This is a genomic window from Synechococcus sp. BDU 130192 (assembly GCF_963876085.1).
GTDB lineage: Bacteria > Cyanobacteriota > Cyanobacteriia > Cyanobacteriales > MRBY01 > MRBY01.
The window spans coordinates 36,120-54,791 of the sequence record NZ_CAWNNO010000061.1; the positions used below are offsets into that span (position 1 = coordinate 36,120).

Sequence of the window (18,672 nt, forward strand, 5' to 3'; positions counted from 1 at the left end):
CACTACAATACGAGTTAATTAGTTGATTTACTCGATGGGAACTCCTTTGAAAATGTTACGAAAACTCTTGTTTGGCCTAACGCTCATGGTGGGTGCTGGCTTCAGTATGCCGGCCCAGGCGGATGTTGTTGCCTATCCTTTGGTTTATAACATCGATGACCAACCCTTTGAGGGGTATGTTGCCCGCAACGAAGGCTTTGGAGATGATCAGCCGATTGTTTTACTCGTGCACGACTGGGATGGACTCAATCGCTACGAGAAAATGCGCGCGAATATGCTCTCGACCCAAGGTTATACGGTACTTGCCCTTGATCTGTATGGTCAGGGGGTACGACCCGAAAATGTCGCTGAATCCCAAGCAGAAAGTGGCAAACTCTATGGCGATCGCCAACTGATGCGCGAAAGATTACAAGCAGGCTTAGAAGTCGCCAAGCAACTCGAAGGGGTTGACCCAGAAAAAGTTGCCATCATGGGCTACTGCTTTGGCGGTTCGGCAGTGCTAGAAATGGCCCGGTCAGGGGCAGATCTCGACGGCTTCATTTCCTTCCATGGCGGCTTAGCCCTACCAGAAGGTCAAGATTACAGTGAAACCACCGGTTCCGTTTTAGTGCTCCATGGCTCTGCGGATCCAGTCTCTCCCATCGCTGAGGTGGCCGCCCTCGCCACAGATTTAAACGAAGCAGGCGTGACCTACGACATGGAAATCTATGGGGGTGGCTTGCACTCTTTTACCAAGTGGGATTCTAGCGATTATGACCCCCAAGCGGATCTCAAATCCTGGGATGAACTACTCGAATTTTTAAAAACAGTTTTTTAAACCAGATCAATTTTTCATTTCAGAAAAATTACAGTTCATTATCGGCAAGTTTTGGAAAAATATCATTCCAGGCTTGCTTTTTTGATGTTTTTCGCCACGGTAAAACAGCAATTAGTACAAATTTTTACATTATTAATTTCACGCCCATTGGGAAACTTTTCCGTGGCTTAACCTGTCATGGACTTTTACACAAGGATTGAGTTAAGCAGGATATTTAGCACCATGAAACCCTTCACACGTCAATGGGTACTGCTGGGCCTTATTCCCCTCCTGACTTTGGGGTCACTACTGCCCACATTGCCCGCCGCCGCTGACCCCAGAAGAAACAACACCCCCGAAAATTCCTACGAATACTATAGATATCGTTGGGATTATGATGACGATGATGACTGGGATGATTATGACGATGACGACGATGATCGCTATCGATATCAATACCGTCGATACGACTGGCGAGATGAAATTTCTTCCTGGGATAGAATTTTTAATGACATTGATCGCAATTACAACAGTCGTATTCCCCGCGAGCTTTTTTACTTTCTAAGACGCGACCAAAATCTGCGTCGGAGCCTGTTTCAAACCTTCGGTCTGCCTAGGGGAAATGACAGTTTGATCCGTGACATTATTCTAGGTGTTCTTTTCGATCGTAACTACAACAATTACAATAACTACCGTTATCAGCGCGGGTTTGACTACGGCATCGATGCTAGTTGCTTACCAGCCCGGTGGCGACAGGAATATTATCGCGGCAACCCAGTGCCTCCCTATTTGTTGCGGCAATGTGGTCGCGTGCGTTCGTATGATTACGATGATTAGCTAAAACGATTTCCCTAGGGTTGTTTCACTGAGGGGACATCGGGTCTACGGAACAAACCGAGGCTATAAAGATAAAGTGTGCCCACGGAACTGAGAAAGAGCACATAGGCGATCGCCTGGGCCAGGTAAATTTTTTGGCGATAACCCAACAAAGATTTCAGCAAAATCCCCGGAAACTGTTTATCGGGTAAAGTTTCTGACAAATCCCAAAGCTGAATCCCTAGAACGCAGGCTGGGGCTGGAGAAATGCAGAGGGCTTGATATTGGGTTTGGATCTGGGCAAAAAGGGCGATCGCCGCATCGATGTGCTTTAGAACACCGACCACCAGCCCCGCAATAATCAGCAGCAGAAAGATTCCCATCACCTGAAAAAATAACTTGATATTCAGCCGTACCCCCAGGGCAAAGAGGAGAAACCCCAGCACCGTTGCCGCAGTTAAGCCAGCCATCGCCCCAAGACTCGGCGGCAGCCATCCCCCTTGGAATTGAGCCACAATAAAAATCACCGTTTCAAATCCCTCCCGGAGTACCGCAATAAAAATCAGGGAAAACACAGCCCAGGCCGCCGTTTCTCTGTCCTGGAGTGCCGCTTGCAATGCCCCTTCGACATCGGACTTTAAAGATTTGGCCTGGCGGGTCATCCAAATGAGCATCCAACTCAACATGGCGATCGCCACAACCCCAAAACTTCCTTCGAGGATTTGTTTAAACACTGGTGCATAGGCTCCATCCGCCGTCGCCACCTGTAACAGCAGCCCCCACAGACCCCAGCCCACCAGGACACTCGCCCCCAACCCGGCACCAATGCCACCATAGACCCACTTTTGCAGGGACATCTGCTGCGCTTTCGCCAGACAAGCCAAGACAATGCCCACCACCAGGGCCGCTTCAAAGCCCTCCCGCAACGTAATCACAAAGGCGGGTAATGCTGCACTAATTTCCATAACTGATCCCATCAATTTCGGTGACGTTTTTCGCTTGCGCAATGCTTTTTTGATCCTAAAGGATTTTCCCTAAGACCTAGGCGATCGCCAAAAGTCCCTTACTCTCACCATCGCTACGATGAATATTTTGCATCCAAATTTTGCATAAAAGTGACGGCCAATCACGATTAATGCTTAACGGCTCTGACAATGCATTTTTTATCTTGACCGAATGGTCAAAAATAAAGCAACTCAAAAATGCTCACAATGCATTTTCTGCAACATTTTGCTCTTTATTGGCAACTGCAGAAAGTCATTTTATTCACAAAGTCATATTATTCACAACTTTTGGTCAAGGACACCAGGAAGGAAAGGAATACAGATAAACTCTTAGATAGTTGCCTTAGTGTGTGGCAGAGCATTGTCCATTGCAGCCGTCACCTAACATTTCATCGAATAACGCCACATGACCAACCTTACGCTTCTTCAGCTTTGTATTTGGCTTAGTCACAAACACGGGGACCCCCTGGATGGACTGCGTCAAGAGCTATTATTGCGGGCGTTAGAAGGGTACAAATTAAAAGATATTCAGATCGATGGCTATTCCCACAGCTATGTAAAACGGGTTATTGCTCCGGATCTTTGGAAACGCCTCGGACGTTATTGTAACCAACGGGTGGGGATTCGTTCACTCCAGTTGGCTTTGACCACTAAATATGAGCAGCTCTCGGAACAAGAAAAGGCAGCGGTCGATAAAATCGTGCCCAACGGTATGGCCGCAACGACGGAGTCCCAAGTGCCAGCCCCAACACCACCCCAGTACCAAGGGATTCCGAGAAACAAGAATCATTTTTATAACCAAGAGTCAACCCTGCGCACCCTAGGGCAACGGCTCCAACAAAGGGATATTTCATTAATCTTCGTGCTAGGGGGTGGCGGCCTGGGAAAGACCACCCTTGTCAGCGAAGTGCTCCGGCACCACCCACCACTCCAGGAAAACACGCTCTGGTGTAACCTCAGCGATCGCCTCATGTTTGATCACAATTGGGCTTTGATTCAGCAGGAATGGGCCTTGGCGGAACACCCTGACGGGGCGATCGCCCAACTCCAGGATCATTTGCAACAGCAGCCGAAGATCTTAGTCTTTGACCACTGGGAACTGCTCTTTGCCACCGCTTGTCTGTCGGGGAACTATCAACCGCAACACGTAATGTATGTGGAATTTTTAGAGGCGATCGCCCACCAGAGTCTAGCTGGCACCGTTGTCGTGATTTCCCGGGAACATTCCCCCGCCATCGAAGCCTTAGCCATGGACAACCCCAGGGTCACATTGATCACCGTCGAAGGCCTCAGTAATTTAGTCGCCCAGCAAATCCTCCAGGAATATAACCTCCAAGACCCAGAGCTTTGGGCTGATTTGGTCGAGACCTATCGCGGCAACCCCCTCAAGCTCCGGTTAATTGCCACAGGGATTCAAGAATGGTACGGCGGTTCTGTGGCGCAATTTCAAAACCAAGAAACAATTATCGGTGGCAATACCCTACGGGATATCCTCTACAATCTCACCTGCCGCATTAGCAACTCCGAACAGGAAGTGCTCTACTGGCTGATGTTGTGGGGCAAATCCATTACCCTCGAACAACTGCAGGCTAACTTTCATGTAGAAATGCCCTTTGCCAGTGAAGTTTGGGATGCGGTGCGCTCCCTTGACCGACGTTTCCTCCTGGAGAAAAAAGAAAATCATCGCCCCTACTTTGGTCTGCAACCGTCTATCCAGCGTTACCTCGCCCAGGAATTTACCCGGGAATGTTGCCAAGAAATTATCCAGGCGATCGCCAACTTACCCCAAACCCACTTTAATCACCTCAAACATTTCCCCCTCATGCCCCAGGGAGCCGATCCAAATATCCTGACTTCCCCCGTCATTTGCCCGATCCTGAAGGGACTGCAAAATCGTTACCGAGATTTTTCACAAATCCAAGCAAATTTGCGGCGACTTGCCCAAAACACGCCCCCTGCAAATTCCCTCCAGCACGACTATCGCCAAACCAATCTCACCCTTCTATATGAAACCTTAACGACCTATTTTCTCTAGCCCATCCGGAGATATTTAAAGGAAAAACTTTTCTGGGAATCTTCTGAGGCGATCGCCCTTCTCTGATAGACTTTGGGGTGTTTACAAAAAAACTAAATGACTGGTGGTTTTGATCAACAGTCGCAGTCTGGAGGATAAAAAGCGTGGAAAGCACCCTCGGTTTAGAAATTATTGAAGTTGTCGAACAAGCGGCGATCGCCTCTGCCAAATGGATGGGGATGGGCGAAAAAGATACCGCCGACCAAGTGGCCGTTGAAGCCATGCGGGAACGCATGAACCAAATCCATATGCGCGGTCGCATCGTTATCGGTGAAGGGGAGCGGGATGATGCCCCCATGCTTTACATCGGTGAAGAAGTCGGTATCTGTACCCGTGAAGATGCCAAAGCCTATTGCAACCCCGATGAACTGATCGAAATTGACATCGCCGTTGACCCCTGTGAAGGCACCAACCTCGTCGCCAATGGTCAACCCGGTTCCATGGCAGTCCTCGCCATTTCCGAAAAAGGCGGTCTGTTCCATGCCCCCGACTACTACATGAAAAAATTGGCCGCGCCCCCAGCCGCCAAAGGAAAAGTTGACATTCGCAAGTCAGCCACCGAAAACATTAAAATTTTGTCTGAGTGCTTAAATCGTAGCCCAGAAGAATTAGTCATTATCGTGATGGATCGCCCCCGTCACAAAGATCTGATCAAAGAAATTCGGGCCACTGGCGCCCGGGTTCGTTTGATTAGCGATGGGGACGTTTCTGCGGCAATTTGTGCTGCCTTTGCTGGGACGAACATCCATGCGCTGATGGGAATCGGGGCCGCTCCGGAAGGGGTGATCAGTGCCGCCGCGATGCGTTGTTTGGGTGGTCACTTCCAAGGACAACTGATTTACGATCCCGCCGATGTGAATACCCCCGAAAGTGCGGACTGGAATCGCGAAGAAAATATCAAACGCCTCAAGTCCATGGGCGTTGAAGATCCGGACAAGGTTTACGAAGCAGAAGAATTGGCTTCCGGTGAAACGGTTCTGTTCGCGGCCTGTGGGATTACCCCCGGCACTCTCATGGAAGGGGTTCGTCTGTTCCATGGTGGCGCACGCACCCAGTCTCTGGTTATTTCTAGCCAATCCATGACGGCTCGCTTCGTGGATACCATTCACATGTGGGACAACCCCCAAAATATTCAACTCTAGGATCGGGCTTGACAGCGATCATTGGAGTTTAATCTGTCTGCAACAAAAGGGCGATCGCCAACGAGGGGTCGCCTTTTTTTCGTGCGCTGTCAGCGATTGGGATGCCGTAAAGTTACATAAATTTTCTTTACAAAACCTTTTGTCCCTAAATGTTCGGAGACTACATTGCATAGGAAGTTAAAAAAATCCTTTAATAGAACTCTGCGCTTCCCTTGGATGTTGGAGCCCTAGAGAGATCAAACCTTTAGAGAAAACCCCATGAATATCGTTGTTGTTGGCCTGAGTCATAAAACAGCCCCCGTCGAAATCCGCGAAAAACTCAGTATTCAAGAAGCGAAAATGGACGAGGCGATCGCCCACCTCAAATCCTACCCCCACGTAGAAGAAGTCGCCGTTATCAGTACCTGTAACCGCCTTGAAATCTATGCCGTCGTGCAGGAAACAGAACAGGGCGTGCGGGAAATTTGCCAATTTCTCGCGGAAACAGGACAACTCCAACTCAACCGCCTGCGCCGTTACCTCTTCACCCTGCTGCACCAAGATGCCATTCGTCATTTATTGCGAGTCGCTGCGGGCCTAGAAAGCCTCGTTCTCGGCGAAGGCCAAATCCTCGCCCAGGTCAAAGCCGCCCACAAACTCGGTCAACAGCACAAAGGTCTGGGCCGCTTACTGGATCGGATGTTCAAACGGGCGATCACCGCCGGGAAACGCGTCCGCAGCGAAACCAACATTGGCACCGGGGCCGTTTCCATTAGCTCCGCCGCCGTGGAATTAGCCCAGATGAAGGTCAAGGATCTTTCCAATCAAAAAATTGCGATTATCGGTGCCGGGAAAATGTCGCGTCTGTTGGTGCAACACCTCGTTTCTAAAGGGGCCGAAGACATCACCATTGTTAACCGTTCCGAACGGGGGGCGCGGGATCTCGCGAAAAAATTCCCCGATGTGGATCTGCAATTAGAACTGTTACCAGAGATGCTCAATGTCGTTGAACAGGCGGACATTGTCTTTACCAGTACCGGGGCGACGGAACCGATTCTCGACCGAGCGAAACTGGAAAATCTCGATCTTCACACGTTAATCTTGATCGATATTTCTGTGCCCCTTAACGTTGCTGCCGATGTGGAAGAAATCGCCGGCGTTCGTTTATATAATGTGGACGCCCTCAAGGAAGTAGTGGCCCAAAACCAAGCGTCCCGCCGCAAAATGGCCGAAGAAGCCGAAGCCCTTTTAGAAGAGGAAGTAGAAAACTATATCCAATGGTGGCAGTCCCTCGAAACCGTCCCGACCATTAGTTCCCTACGCAGCAAAGTCGAAAGCATTCGGGAGCAGGAGCTGGAAAAAGCCCTCTCTCGCCTCGGCGCAGAATTTGAAGAGAAGCACCAGGAAGTCATCGAAACCTTGACCCGGGGGATTGTTAATAAAATTCTCCATGATCCGATGGTGCAACTGCGGGCTCAACAGGACATCGAAGCCCGTCGAGTTTGTCTACAATCGCTGCAAATGCTGTTTAACCTCGAAACGGAAGAGGCGATTTAGCAAGAGCCTAAGGCATTATTCAACCCAATAAATTTCGGTTTGAGCCGGTGTTTTCGCTAGGATGATGAACGCGGAGACTCCGGCTCTGTAAGTTTATTTTTTAATTTCTTTTAAATTTCTGAGGTAAATAAATGCGCCAAAATCGATGGAAAAAGGCGATCGCCAGTTTGTTGATCGTGATTAGTTGTACGTTGGCTGCTTGTGGTGGCGTTGGTAGCCTCCAGGGCTATAGCAATGGCACCTATGGCTATCAGTTTCTCTATCCCAATGGTTGGATTCCCGTTGACGTCAGCAAGAGCGATACTGGCGTAGATGTGGTGTTTCGGGATTTGGTGGAATATTCCGAAAATTTGAGCGTCATTATCAGTGATGTTCCCGCCGATAAAGCCTTAAACGATCTCGGCACCCCCACCGACGTTGGCTATCGGTTTATGAAAGAAGCAAGCCAAAATAGCGATCGCCAACCTGAATTGATCCGGGCCGAAAGCCGCACCGACAAGGGCCAAACCTATTACACCCTCGAATATCGCGTCACCCTCCCTGAAGGTCAAATGCGCCATGACCTCGCCACCGTTGCCGTCAAGCTAGGCAAACTCTATACCTTTAATCTCTCGACCCGCGAAAGCCGTTGGCCCCAAGTGGAGAAACTCTTTAACGCGATGGTCAATTCCTTTAAGGTCTAATTGATCAGCCATATTCAAGCAATATTTTTGACACCTTGATCCGCCAGTGCATCCACCTGGGTATGCTGTAATTGCCTTTGTTTGCGCCGCCTTACCTCAAAACACCATGGAATTTGTCCTTGCGTCCGCTTCCCCAGCCCGTCGTCGTTTACTCCAAGGCATTGGGATCAACCCCATTGTCCACGTAAGTAACTTTGATGAATCTCAAATTCATCATGATGATCCGGCCCAGTTGGTCGAAGCCCTCGCTGCGGCCAAAGCAAAAACCGTGGCCCAACATCGTCAAGATGCTTTAATCCTCGGCTGCGATTCAGTGCTCCATGTCCGAGGGGAAATCCTGGGGAAACCGGCCTCCCCTACTGAGGCGATCGCCCGGTGGCAAACCATGCGGGGCCATTACGGTTTGCTCTACACAGGCCATGCCCTCGTGGATCAAACCCAAAACCAACTGCTCGTGCGCCACGGAGTTACAAAAGTCTATTTCGCAGCCATTGACGATGACACCATTGCGGCCTATGTGCGCAGCGGTGAACCCCTACAATGTGCGGGGTGTTTTGCCCTTGAAGGAAAAGGGGGGCTTTTTATCGAAAAAATTGAAGGCTGCCATAGTAATGTTATTGGCTTGAGCCTGCCGCTATTGCGGGAAATGCTGACCCACCTCGGCTATACCGTTCAGCACCTATGGCCCTAGGATCAGCGGCAATGTCAAGCAAATAGGGCAATGTTACATTTACTGGCATTTTACCAACGACATTTTAGGGATGGGATATTCTGAGAAGAAATAACATCCGCCCAGCCACCATCCCCAGGCTTTTATCCATACCGCGCCCCCATTTTTGCGCCAACCCAGTGACCAAGGAGATTCCACCATGTCCTTAAGCGATGAATTTAAGCAAGCTCTCCGCAGCGGCGACCTTTCCAAAGCCTTTACGATGGTGGCGAGTAAGGCAGCAACCCTAAATATTACGACTCGCATTGTCCGTCATCCCGACCAGAGCGGGCCCTACCCTCCCGATACGAGTCTCCATACCCAAGTCGATCTCATCAATGGCACCGTCGAAAATGATGTCGGCGAGGCCGTACTTAATAACGCTCAGTACCAAAATCTCCAGCATTTTCATCAACAGCAGGTTGCCCTGGGTCACCGTAAAATTCAAGAAAATTTCCAGGGTTTGCAGCAGCTATTTCAGTTGCTCGTGACCCTGCAGCAATACGACCGCTTGATGAATGCCGAGGAACCCCTAGATTTGAAGTTTCTTGAAATTCCTAACCAAACGCTCATGGCCGCCACGGTTAAGGTTGTTGAGCCTTTTTCGGAAACGCCGCCGGAGAGTGACAAAATTCCCCCTCTGCCCCATAACTCCCTACCAACGGTAGCCCCAGGTGCTCCGACCGAATCAGCTGCGGAACCTCAGCCCAGCTTTGTCGTAGAAAAGAACGAGGCAAAGGACCTAGCGGATGCTGATTCTCTCAACTTTTTAGATAATTTTGCGGAAATTGCCCTGGATGAAACGCCAGAGGCGACCCTGACGACCCCTGAAGCCCCAGAAATTGAAGATTGGGAAACCCCCGTTGATACCACGGCGGCAGAACGGGCTAACGGCGATCGCCCCGATGCCTATGTTCCCAATTTGGCAGATTTTGAAGTAGACAGCAATCCCTTCGGAGATGAGGCAGTAGACGATTTAGAATTAGAAGATTTACTTGAAGACCCCGAAACTCCCGTAGCAGAGACAGCGACATCGTTAGAAACCACGGATCTAGATGCGGTCGATGATGAGACTTTATTTACATTTTTGAATCAGGATTGGCACAATCACCCAGGCGTCACAGAGATCAAGTCCCTCGATGGGCCGGAGACAGACCGATTGCCTTTACCTCCTCTTCCGGAAAATTGGTTGGAGCAGGAACTGGCCGCAGAAGCAGAGGCTTTACCTGATCTGGCAGAGTCCGAAGCTAATGATGGTGATAGTGAAGCAGACTTAGGGGACTTCAATGAAACCATCGCTGACTTTGGGGAGGATATTTTCATAGAGGATCTGGCCCTCGGCGAACTCCCGGAAGATGAACTTGGCGATCGCCTAAGCCAAGCCTTCCCGGATGTCACCACCGCCGATTTTGACAATGACCCGGAAGCCTCATCAGAGTTGACGGCAGATGATGCCTTGCCCAACGAGGAATTCAGCGAAGAAGAAGAATTAGACTTTACGGACTCTGACTTAGAACGTTTAGAGACTTTGGCCGCCGCTGACTTGGACGATCTTCTGGGGAGTAATGAAGAAACGCTCATTGAAACCACCGAAGCAGATGCGGCGATCGCCCCCGAAGAAACCATTACAGATCACCAAGACCTGCCCACGGATCTAGAGGATTTGGACGCCTTTGATTTCAACCTCTTCCCCACAGATTTAGACGAAAATACCCTCGGCCCCTTAAATGCCCCAGACCTTGGCAGTTCAGACTTAGCCCTGGATCTAGAATTAGATGACGATGGAGACCTAGACCTCGATCCCGATGCTTTTGATGCCGATTTTGAGCTTGGGGCTGATCCCTTGGCAACGGCAGATCCCCTAGCCGAGGAAGACTTCGATCTGCCCAGTGATTTTGAGCTTGATCTCGAACCCATTGATCATTCCAACAATATTAGTGGTGATTCTGGGTCAGATACCGATTCCCTAGAAGCTCCAGAAGCTCTATCTGAAGAAGATTTTGAGCAATTTGACGATTTTGAGTTTGACCTCGACCAGATGGATCTCTCTGGGGAAATAGCCCTTGATCCCCTCGATGCATCCTTTGATTTAGATCTAGAACAACAAGACTTCACCGAGGATATTCACGTCGCCCCTGATGCCCCACCAGAATCCACAACGGATCCCGACGCTTGGCTGTCAGAGGGAGCCGACCCAGAGGAAGAAGATGCTGATATCTTTAACCTAGGGGAACTCGATGAGGCAGCACTGCTTGACTTTGATCTCGATCAAGACCATCTCTCCGAACTTGAAATCGAAGCCCTTGATCACCAGGAAAATTCCCACGACTTTGAGGCCGGTGAGTTCAGCAAAGAGACTGTGATTCAGGCAGATTTTCAACAGCCAGATGATCTTAGTCCGCAAGATGCTGCAGCCCTGGACTTTGACGACTTAGACCTCGATCTTGACCCCCAAACTTTGCCACCGGAGGCCATGGCCCTTTGGGATGATGATCTTGACCTTACAGCCGATCTCCCTTCCCTAGGAGATGAAAGCAACGGCACTAGCGAGGCCAATCATCACCATGACGCAACGGCCGTCCCGACCAATGATTTCAGTGATGATAGTTGGTTAGAGGAACTTGATCTGTCGGGTGAACTAGATCCTGATTTCGATCTTGCCCTTGATGACGAAAATTCAGCGATAGATATCACCAGCCTCGATAATCTGGATCAAGACAGTGCCATTGATCTATCCGCCAGCGATGAGGCGATCGCCCCCGATGGGGATCTAGATTTAGAAGAAGCGCTAGCAGATTTAGAAGAGCTGAGTGCCTTTGATAGCAAGGACTTTGATGATTTTGATTTTGGAGACGAGACGCCTCTTTTTCTAGAAGAAGAGTCCTAGGTTTTACTGCTAACGACGCTCCCAATTGTTTCATCCCACTTTTTTGGTCTCCCATGAATCGTTCTGCTCCCGAAGCCAAATCCCCTCAGTCCCAGCCTGCTGCCATGGACCCATTTATCCAGGCTCTAAATCAGGTTTTTCTGGATGCAACCACCTTAGAGGTCAGTACGATGGTGGTCGATGCCATTGATGGTCAGCGATTCATTCCCCAGGAGGTTTATCAAGATTTGTATTATCTCAGGGAGGATACACTCAGCCAGCAGCATTATTCTCCTGATTTACAGGCGGCCTACGGCAATTTGCGATCGCAACTGGCGCGACAATACCACGCTCTCCTTAGGGAACCGACACACCCTTTGTATCATGGCGAAAATTCCAACTCTCTACCCCCACTCCCTAATCCCACGGGCAATGCCCAAGATCAGCGGCAAATTCAAAATCTACTTGGCGATCGCCAATTTCTCTGTTGCCTACGCAAACTAGGAGAACTAAAAATTGCCCTTGACCAACGCAAACGACAGCACCAACAAGCGAAACAGCCCCTCCCCGAAGGCATTATTTACGCGAAAACAATCCTGCAACTGGATGGCACCATTACAAATACCTACACCGAAGCCCTGATGAGCCATCCCCACTGCACGACAATCCTCCAGGCCCACCAGCACAATATCCAAACCAGCGAACAGCACTGGCAGGGACTCTTAAGATTTTTTATCAGTCTCATTCAAGGCACGTTCAAACGACAACCCAAACCGAGTTCACAAACATCCAAAGCCCGACCAAGTCTCCCCAGAGCGTCCCTTGCCAAGCCCCAATAGTTTTCTCTGTCATTTACGCTTTTTGCCCTTTCTCCCGTGACTGTTTCCGCCCACCCCTACATCCAACTGGATCAAGAACAGCTAACGCCGCCACTGCAGTCCACACTCTGCCACGGGGTTTTATTTGTGTTGGATCACGATGACCTTTTGCAGCTCCTGGCGCTCAAAAACCAAGGGCAAACCCTAACGTTTACCGATGAGTTCAACCTCGCTTGGCGAAAATATGTGCTTTTTCGGAAAGGTGATTGGCCCCAGGCGTCCCTCTCTTTTCTGTTGCGTTACGAAGGGATCAACGTTTTAAAGACCCAAATTGGACTTGATGGCGGTGTGTTGCACCAAGTGGTAGCGGATCTACTGCCGTCGCCTTCCCTCTATCAACAGTTAGCAGAAATTCAAGGGTGGTTTATTGGGCAATTATTGACGCAATTACCCTGGCGACAACGAAAGTATGGTTTCAGTTATCTCGCCTGGCCCTTGGCGATCGCCTTTGTATTCATCTCTGTGGCCTTGGGTTGGTCAACGCTGATGATGCAACCCTTACTGTGGATCCTCGTTCCCATCGTCTTGGGCCTGCTCGGCTGGGGATTGCAGACCTTATTACGACAATGGCGATATCCCCTAAAACGCTGGTTGCTCTCCCAGGTACTTTATGGCCGCTTTGCCCAGCGCGATCGCCTTAGAAACTGGGGACTCCGCTGGCTCCATTTCCTTTGATCGTTGATCAATTAACGTTAAAGCAAACTTTGGCCTAGGAGTTCATTGGCTCCGAAACCTGAGTTGTCTCCCCGTGGTTTACCCGCGACGGCAACTCCAGGCAGTAACCCGCCCCATAAACCGTTTTGATGTACTGGGGACGACGGGGCTCCGGCTCTAACTTCGTGCGCAGGTGGCGAACGTGCACCCGGATGGTCTCGATATCATCGGAAGGATCATAACCCCACACTTCCTTGAGGATTTCGCTGGGAGAAATGGTCTGACCATGGCGTTGAAGGAGACAGTGGAGCAATTCAAATTCAAGGTGAGTCAACTTGATGGTCTGATCGAACCAAATCGCCTCGAATCGCTCTGGAATTAACGTTAAAGGGCCGTAGTTCAAAATTTCTGTGTGTTTGGCGGCCTGGGGAATGCGATCGCTCCGTCGCAATAAAGCCCGCACCCGCACCAACATTTCTTCGACTTCAAAGGGCTTCGTGAGGTAATCATCGGCCCCGGCGTTAAAGCCATCCACCTTATCTTGGGTTTGCCCCAGGGCGGTTAACATCAAAATGGGGATATCTGCTGTGCGTTCTTCCCGCCGGATCCGTTGACAAACGGTAAACCCGTCCACTTTCGGCAACATCAGATCCAGCATGACCAAATCGGGTTGTAGCTGCACCGCCAATGCCTGACCTTTAATACCGTCTTCGGCACGACTGACGTCATAACCCGCCATTTCAAGGTTTATCGCAACCAATTCGGCGATCGCCGGATCATCATCAATAATTAAAATTCGAGGCATCACAACCAAGCTAAAGCAACTGCTTCTATCTTAAAAGGAAAATTCAAAAGGATTAAGGAATTTTCACAAAATTCCCCGGTCATGACAATCAAAATTTATGGATAATCGGCCTTATTCTTTGATTTTCAAAGGTTTCATCCACTCGATCTATTTAGAAAGAACATTACAGATTACCAAGCAATGTTAACTTTTGCGTAAATTTATTGGCGCTCAGCCTCAAAAATATAAAGAAAATCTTAAGGCGACAAGCGTGCTTTTTGGGCGCGATTCTTATGGTACCAAGCTGCAATTTCTGGACACCAAGTTTCAAAGTGAACAAATAATAATTCACAAAGTTGTTGGGCTTCTAGTTGGGCGTCTTTTTTCCAACGCAAATCTAACAAATGCATCAGCGATCGCACATTGCAACTCATAACAAAGTGTTGCCGCGCATCAAAAGGAATCAAACTCCGAGCGTGCTCCTCTGCCAAGCCTTCTTCAATCCGTTGCCGATAGCGATCGCAGGCAGCCAGACACCATTCCTTATCAGCGTTACGCTGCTCTTCTGAGTAAAAATATTTTTTACCTTGACGATTGTCATACTTACCCACAGGCCGTAGGTAAAAGACCTCTTCCACGTCCCGCTTGCCTTCTGCTACGTCAATAATCCGCTGTCCTGTGTATCGAAAGCTCTGAACATCAAAGGAGACGCCCACGCGATGAGTCCGGATTTGCTGCATCATCGAGTGGGGAAAATAGCCCACATTAAAAACAATCTGGGGATGTTCCAGGGGGCCATAGTGACCGCGACCACCCGCCAAAAGATGTTTGACAATTAACTCCCCTGCTTTTTGTTCGTCTGGAAAATTACTCTGTTGTTCCCACACAAATTCCTCGCAGTAGTCCTGGTGCATGGCACTCCAGATAGTTTGCTGGGGGTTGGGGGTAGAGCGGAGCACTTCAACGCGAAATTTATCCATGACAATTCAAACTCAGGAGCAAATGGAGATGTAGGGAAAGAAAAGATTTGATTTCACCATAGACAAAAATAAGCGATGTCCATGGGGGTTGTAATAAAAATTGGGGCGATCGCCAAACACATTCAGAATCTATCTAGACCCTGGGTAGGGTGACTTTTCCGGCTTGGTTTTGGTATTTGCCCCCCCGATCGGAATAGGTGGTATTGCAAGGATCACCTTCAAAGAAAAGTAGCTGCACAACCCCTTCATTGGCATAAATACGGCAGTCGGTACTAGAGGCGTTGCTGAATTCAAGGGTGATTGCACCGCACCAGGAAGCCTCCAGGGGGGTTGTGTTCGCAATCAGACCGACACGGGCATAGGTGGACTTACCAAGACAGATCGCGGTGACATTGGGGGGCATCTGAATTTTTTCGAGGGACACGCCCAAACCATAGGAATTAGCCGGAATAATAAAGTAGTCACCGTATTCATCGCGCTTGAGGTCAACCCGTTCAAGGTTTTCCGGGCTGAAGGCTTTGGGGTTTACAACGGTGCCAGGGATGTGGCGGAAAATAAGAAATTCTTCGGGGCTGAGGCGAATATCGTAGCCATAGCTAGAAAGGCCGTAGCTGAGAGCGGGTACAGTCTGCTGGGGGGACAGTTGGATCTGGCGGATCAGTGAGGCTTCAAAGGGGGAAATCATTCCCTGTTGGGCTTGTTCGAGGATCCAAATGTCATTCTTCAGCATAGTTCCTGTAGCTAAAATCGCTCATCATAGCAAAAAACAAAAACTATATAATCCCACAAAAACCCCACAAATTTGGAGTTTGGAGTTTATTTTTTTAATTTGGAGAAATTTGCAGAGCGGCGATCGCCCCTGAAATATCCCAACCGCGCCCCCGGAATTCCCCAACCGCCAAAAAACACTCCCTGTTTTAAAATACCCTTTGTAGCCAAATCGCTTTAAAATCAAGCCATTATAACCATACAAAGGAGTATTTCCATGAGCGCAGAAAGCATGATGTTCAACGGCTTTATCATTGCCATCACCGCAGTCCTCTTTGGTGTAGCTTGGGGATTTTTGATCCTCAAAATCCAAAATAAAGCAGGCAAAGCCGAATAGGTTCAGCACACGATTGTTAGGATAGGGGTATAGCCTTATATCCCTCCCTCACTGGCGATCGCCCTCCACAATCATGTTTAACTTCTTCAAAAATAAACAAACCGAACCAGCCGCCCCGCCCCCACCGCAAGACCCAACACCACGGATCGAATTTTTCAACGGCATCAGCGAAGAACTCAGCAACGTTAGCCTGCAGCGCAACCCTAAAACGGGCGTTAAATCTGTCTCCATGACCTTTGCCCAACTCAATGCCCTCGACCGTTTCCAGAGCTTTACCGCTGGTTCTAATGGCATTGTCCGACTGATCGACGAAGAAGGAGACATCGCCGTTACCCCCTCCAGTTGCCGCATCGTCTTTGGCGGTGAAGAAGGAGACGAACTGCGGGGCGTCATTTGTCGCTTTGAAATTGACAATGCTGACCACTGGGAAAGATTCATGCGTTTCATGCACCGCTACGCCGATGAACATGGCTTTGCCTATGGTGAAAGTGCTGAGACCTCCAATGAACCATCCCCATTAACATCAGAAACAGATTCAGAAGCTTAGGATGCAGGATTAAGCCCCTTGTCATCCCAAAAGCGCATCGATCCCTATAAAGAGTATCAGCGGTTACGAATTTAGCGAAGAAAGAATGTGATTCTTTATCACAACTTCTTGCGGTGGCGAGAGATTTTTAGGCCATTCGAACTATCAGCAGGAAAATAAACAATTGTCGGAATCAAATAATATTGGTCTCCTCACAATGGGAAAGAATAATCCCCTCGTTTATTTTCTTGATATTCATAATTAATTGATTAGTTCGAACTCCCATAAGGTCGAAAATTGACAGTCTGACCTGCAGCTTGAGAATACTCTTTTTAGGATGGTAAACAATGCTTGGAGAAATGTGGTCATTTAATGGCAGGTATAAGATCCTGCACATGACCTGGTTTGCTTTTTTCCTGTCGTTCGTGGTGTGGTTTAATTTTCCACCTTTCGCAACCACCATCGCCCAGGACTTTGGCTTAGACAACGCTCAACTAGGCACAATCGGGTTGTGTAATGTTGCTTTGACGGTGCCCGCACGGATCATTATCGGCATGCTGTTAGATAAATACGGCCCCCGGTTAACCTACTCATTATTGTTGATCTACGCTGCGGTTCCTTGTTTGATTTTCGCGACGGCCCAGAGCTTTAATCAACTGGTATTAGGACGCCTCTTAATGGGGATTGTTGGGGCTGGTTTTGTGATCGGGATTCGGATGGTCGCAGAATGGTTTCCCCCCAAAGATGTGGGCACGGCAGAAGGCATTTATGGGGGCTGGGGCAACTTTGGCTCGGCATTTTCGGCCTTTACCATGGTGATTTTTGGGATCATTTTGGCTTTCCTCCCCGGTGCGTTTAATTTCGGCCAGCCGGAAAGTTTTAAGATTCTCTTTTTCCCGGAATTTAATACGGCTATTTTGAATTGGCGGGCGGCGATCGCTGGTACAGGGATTATCGCGGCTTTGTATGGGATGTTGTATTACTTCAGCGTGAGTGATACCCCCCCTGGGAAAACGTACCACCGCCCGAAGAGTGCCCGGGGCATGGAAGTCACCACCAAGAAGGATTTCTGGTTCCTGTTGGCCATGAATTTGCCTTTGACCCTGATTTTGATGGTGCTGGCGTGGCGTTTGCAAAAGGTGAATTTTTTAAATGGCACTGGCTTGGCGATCGCCATCCTGGCGCTAGTGGGCCTCTACCTGTTCCAGACCTACAACTGCTGGACTGTGAATAAGGACTTAATGACCGGGAAAAAACGCTATGCCCCGGAAGATCGCTATGACTTTAGCCAAGTGGCCATTTTAGAATTGACCTATATTGTGAATTTTGGTTCTGAGCTTGCGGTGGTGACCATGTTGCCGGCTTTCTTTGAAGGCACCTTTAGTTTGGACAAGGCAACGGCGGGGATTATTGCTTCTAGCTATGCGTTTATGAACTTGATGTCTCGCCCAGGGGGAGGCTTGATCTCCGATAAGATGGGCAGCCGGAAATGGACAATGGTTGTCCTCACGGTGGGTATGGGGATTGGTTATCTCCTGATGAGTTCGGTGGCGGGGACTTGGCCCTTGGCGATCGCCGTTTTGTTAACGATGGCCTGTTCTTTCTTTGTGCAAGCCGCAGAGGGTTCAACCTTTGCGATTGTTCCCCTCGTCAAACGACGCATTACCGGGCAAATTGCTGGAAACGTTGGCGCCTACGGCAATGTGGGAGCAGTGGCCTATTTGACAGTGCTATTGTTGCTCACCGAAGCTTCGGCAGGGGCCAATGGGGGCGAACCCGTGATGGCAGCGGTGAATGCCGGTTTCTTCCAAGTGTTGGGGATTACAGGTTTAATTGTTGCTTTCCTCTGTGCCTTTTTCCTCAAAGAACCCAAGGGTTCCTTTGCTGAGTTCCATGAAGGCGAAACGGAAATGACAGCGACTCCTCCCGTTGAGGAAGAAGCAACCTATTAGGTTTTTGAGATTAGTTTAGGCACAACCTGTAAAACAAAAGTCATGGCAAGTAATGGCGTTTTACAGGTTTTTTCTATATACGTGCTTTGGGGCCATGGTAAGTCTCTCTTGATCATCGCCCCAGGGGATTTTTCCCTTTATGAATGCCATTTAATTTTCTGGCATTT

General features: G+C 49.2%; 17 protein-coding genes. 13 read left to right on the plus strand and 4 right to left on the minus strand.

What is annotated here, in order from left to right; all coding sequences use genetic code 11:
- Positions 1 to 52: 52 nt before the first annotated feature.
- Positions 53 to 817: a dienelactone hydrolase family protein gene (locus AACT35_RS14590; RefSeq protein WP_065710562.1), complete on the plus strand. Its 765-nt coding sequence runs from the start codon at positions 53 to 55 to the stop codon at positions 815 to 817.
- Positions 818 to 1,039: 222 nt separating this feature from the next.
- On the plus strand, positions 1,040 to 1,633 hold the full coding sequence (locus AACT35_RS14595) for a hypothetical protein (protein ID WP_012306918.1): 594 nt from the start codon (positions 1,040 to 1,042) through the stop codon (positions 1,631 to 1,633).
- 14 nt (positions 1,634 to 1,647) lie between these two features.
- Here the strand turns inward: AACT35_RS14595 and AACT35_RS14600 are convergent, their stop codons facing one another.
- Positions 1,648 to 2,577: an FTR1 family iron permease gene (locus AACT35_RS14600; RefSeq protein ID WP_099237529.1), complete on the minus strand. Its 930-nt coding sequence runs from the start codon at positions 2,575 to 2,577 to the stop codon at positions 1,648 to 1,650.
- A 445-nt stretch (positions 2,578 to 3,022) separates the two neighbouring features.
- On the opposite strand from AACT35_RS14600, the gene AACT35_RS14605 reads away from it, so the two are divergent.
- The 8 genes from AACT35_RS14605 (at position 3,023) to AACT35_RS14640 (ending at position 13,179) form a co-directional block, all read left to right on the plus strand.
- Positions 3,023 to 4,651 carry an NB-ARC domain-containing protein gene (locus tag AACT35_RS14605; RefSeq protein WP_099237531.1) on the plus strand — a complete coding sequence of 543 codons (1,629 nt, stop codon included), beginning with the start codon at positions 3,023 to 3,025 and terminating at the stop codon, positions 4,649 to 4,651.
- A 143-nt stretch (positions 4,652 to 4,794) separates the two neighbouring features.
- Positions 4,795 to 5,832: a class II fructose-bisphosphatase gene (gene glpX, locus AACT35_RS14610; RefSeq protein ID WP_012306921.1), complete on the plus strand. Its 1,038-nt coding sequence runs from the start codon at positions 4,795 to 4,797 to the stop codon at positions 5,830 to 5,832.
- A gap of 258 nt (positions 5,833 to 6,090) precedes the next feature.
- Positions 6,091 to 7,368: a glutamyl-tRNA reductase gene (locus AACT35_RS14615; RefSeq protein WP_012306922.1), complete on the plus strand. Its 1,278-nt coding sequence runs from the start codon at positions 6,091 to 6,093 to the stop codon at positions 7,366 to 7,368.
- Positions 7,369 to 7,499: 131 nt separating this feature from the next.
- Positions 7,500 to 8,051, plus strand: a complete 552-nt coding sequence (gene psbP, locus AACT35_RS14620; protein ID WP_012306923.1) for a photosystem II reaction center PsbP — start codon at positions 7,500 to 7,502, stop codon at positions 8,049 to 8,051.
- 106 nt (positions 8,052 to 8,157) lie between these two features.
- On the plus strand, positions 8,158 to 8,742 hold the full coding sequence (locus AACT35_RS14625) for a Maf family protein (protein ID WP_099237533.1): 585 nt from the start codon (positions 8,158 to 8,160) through the stop codon (positions 8,740 to 8,742).
- Positions 8,743 to 8,920: 178 nt separating this feature from the next.
- Positions 8,921 to 11,647 (plus strand): hypothetical protein, encoded by a 2,727-nt coding sequence (locus AACT35_RS14630; protein ID WP_099237535.1) that lies wholly within the window; start codon positions 8,921 to 8,923, stop codon positions 11,645 to 11,647.
- Positions 11,648 to 11,700: 53 nt separating this feature from the next.
- Positions 11,701 to 12,465 carry a hypothetical protein gene (locus AACT35_RS14635; protein ID WP_099237537.1) on the plus strand — a complete coding sequence of 255 codons (765 nt, stop codon included), beginning with the start codon at positions 11,701 to 11,703 and terminating at the stop codon, positions 12,463 to 12,465.
- Between the two features lie 36 nt (positions 12,466 to 12,501).
- Complete coding sequence (locus AACT35_RS14640; RefSeq protein ID WP_099237539.1) at positions 12,502 to 13,179, plus strand: hypothetical protein; 678 nt, start codon at positions 12,502 to 12,504, stop codon at positions 13,177 to 13,179.
- A gap of 34 nt (positions 13,180 to 13,213) precedes the next feature.
- On the opposite strand, the gene AACT35_RS14645 is transcribed toward AACT35_RS14640, so the two are convergent.
- The 3 genes from AACT35_RS14645 to dcd all read right to left on the minus strand — a co-directional run bounded on the left by AACT35_RS14645 (position 13,214) and on the right by dcd (position 15,652).
- A complete protein-coding gene (locus tag AACT35_RS14645) occupies positions 13,214 to 13,963 on the minus strand; it encodes a response regulator transcription factor (RefSeq protein ID WP_012306928.1) in 750 nt (249 codons plus the stop codon).
- 236 nt (positions 13,964 to 14,199) lie between these two features.
- Positions 14,200 to 14,922 carry an FAD-dependent thymidylate synthase gene (thyX, locus tag AACT35_RS14650; protein ID WP_099237541.1) on the minus strand — a complete coding sequence of 241 codons (723 nt, stop codon included), beginning with the start codon at positions 14,920 to 14,922 and terminating at the stop codon, positions 14,200 to 14,202.
- A 133-nt stretch (positions 14,923 to 15,055) separates the two neighbouring features.
- Positions 15,056 to 15,652 (minus strand): dCTP deaminase, encoded by a 597-nt coding sequence (gene dcd, locus AACT35_RS14655; RefSeq protein ID WP_030006523.1) that lies wholly within the window; start codon positions 15,650 to 15,652, stop codon positions 15,056 to 15,058.
- A gap of 255 nt (positions 15,653 to 15,907) precedes the next feature.
- Between dcd and petM the strand changes: the two genes are divergently transcribed.
- The 3 genes from petM (at position 15,908) to AACT35_RS14670 (ending at position 18,505) form a co-directional block, all read left to right on the plus strand.
- On the plus strand, positions 15,908 to 16,027 hold the full coding sequence (gene petM, locus AACT35_RS14660; protein WP_012306931.1) for a cytochrome b6-f complex subunit PetM: 120 nt from the start codon (positions 15,908 to 15,910) through the stop codon (positions 16,025 to 16,027).
- Between the two features lie 73 nt (positions 16,028 to 16,100).
- Positions 16,101 to 16,574 (plus strand): photosystem II reaction center protein Psb28, encoded by a 474-nt coding sequence (gene psb28, locus AACT35_RS14665; protein ID WP_030006524.1) that lies wholly within the window; start codon positions 16,101 to 16,103, stop codon positions 16,572 to 16,574.
- 326 nt (positions 16,575 to 16,900) lie between these two features.
- Positions 16,901 to 18,505: an MFS transporter gene (locus AACT35_RS14670; RefSeq protein ID WP_065710572.1), complete on the plus strand. Its 1,605-nt coding sequence runs from the start codon at positions 16,901 to 16,903 to the stop codon at positions 18,503 to 18,505.
- Positions 18,506 to 18,672 lie beyond the last annotated feature (167 nt).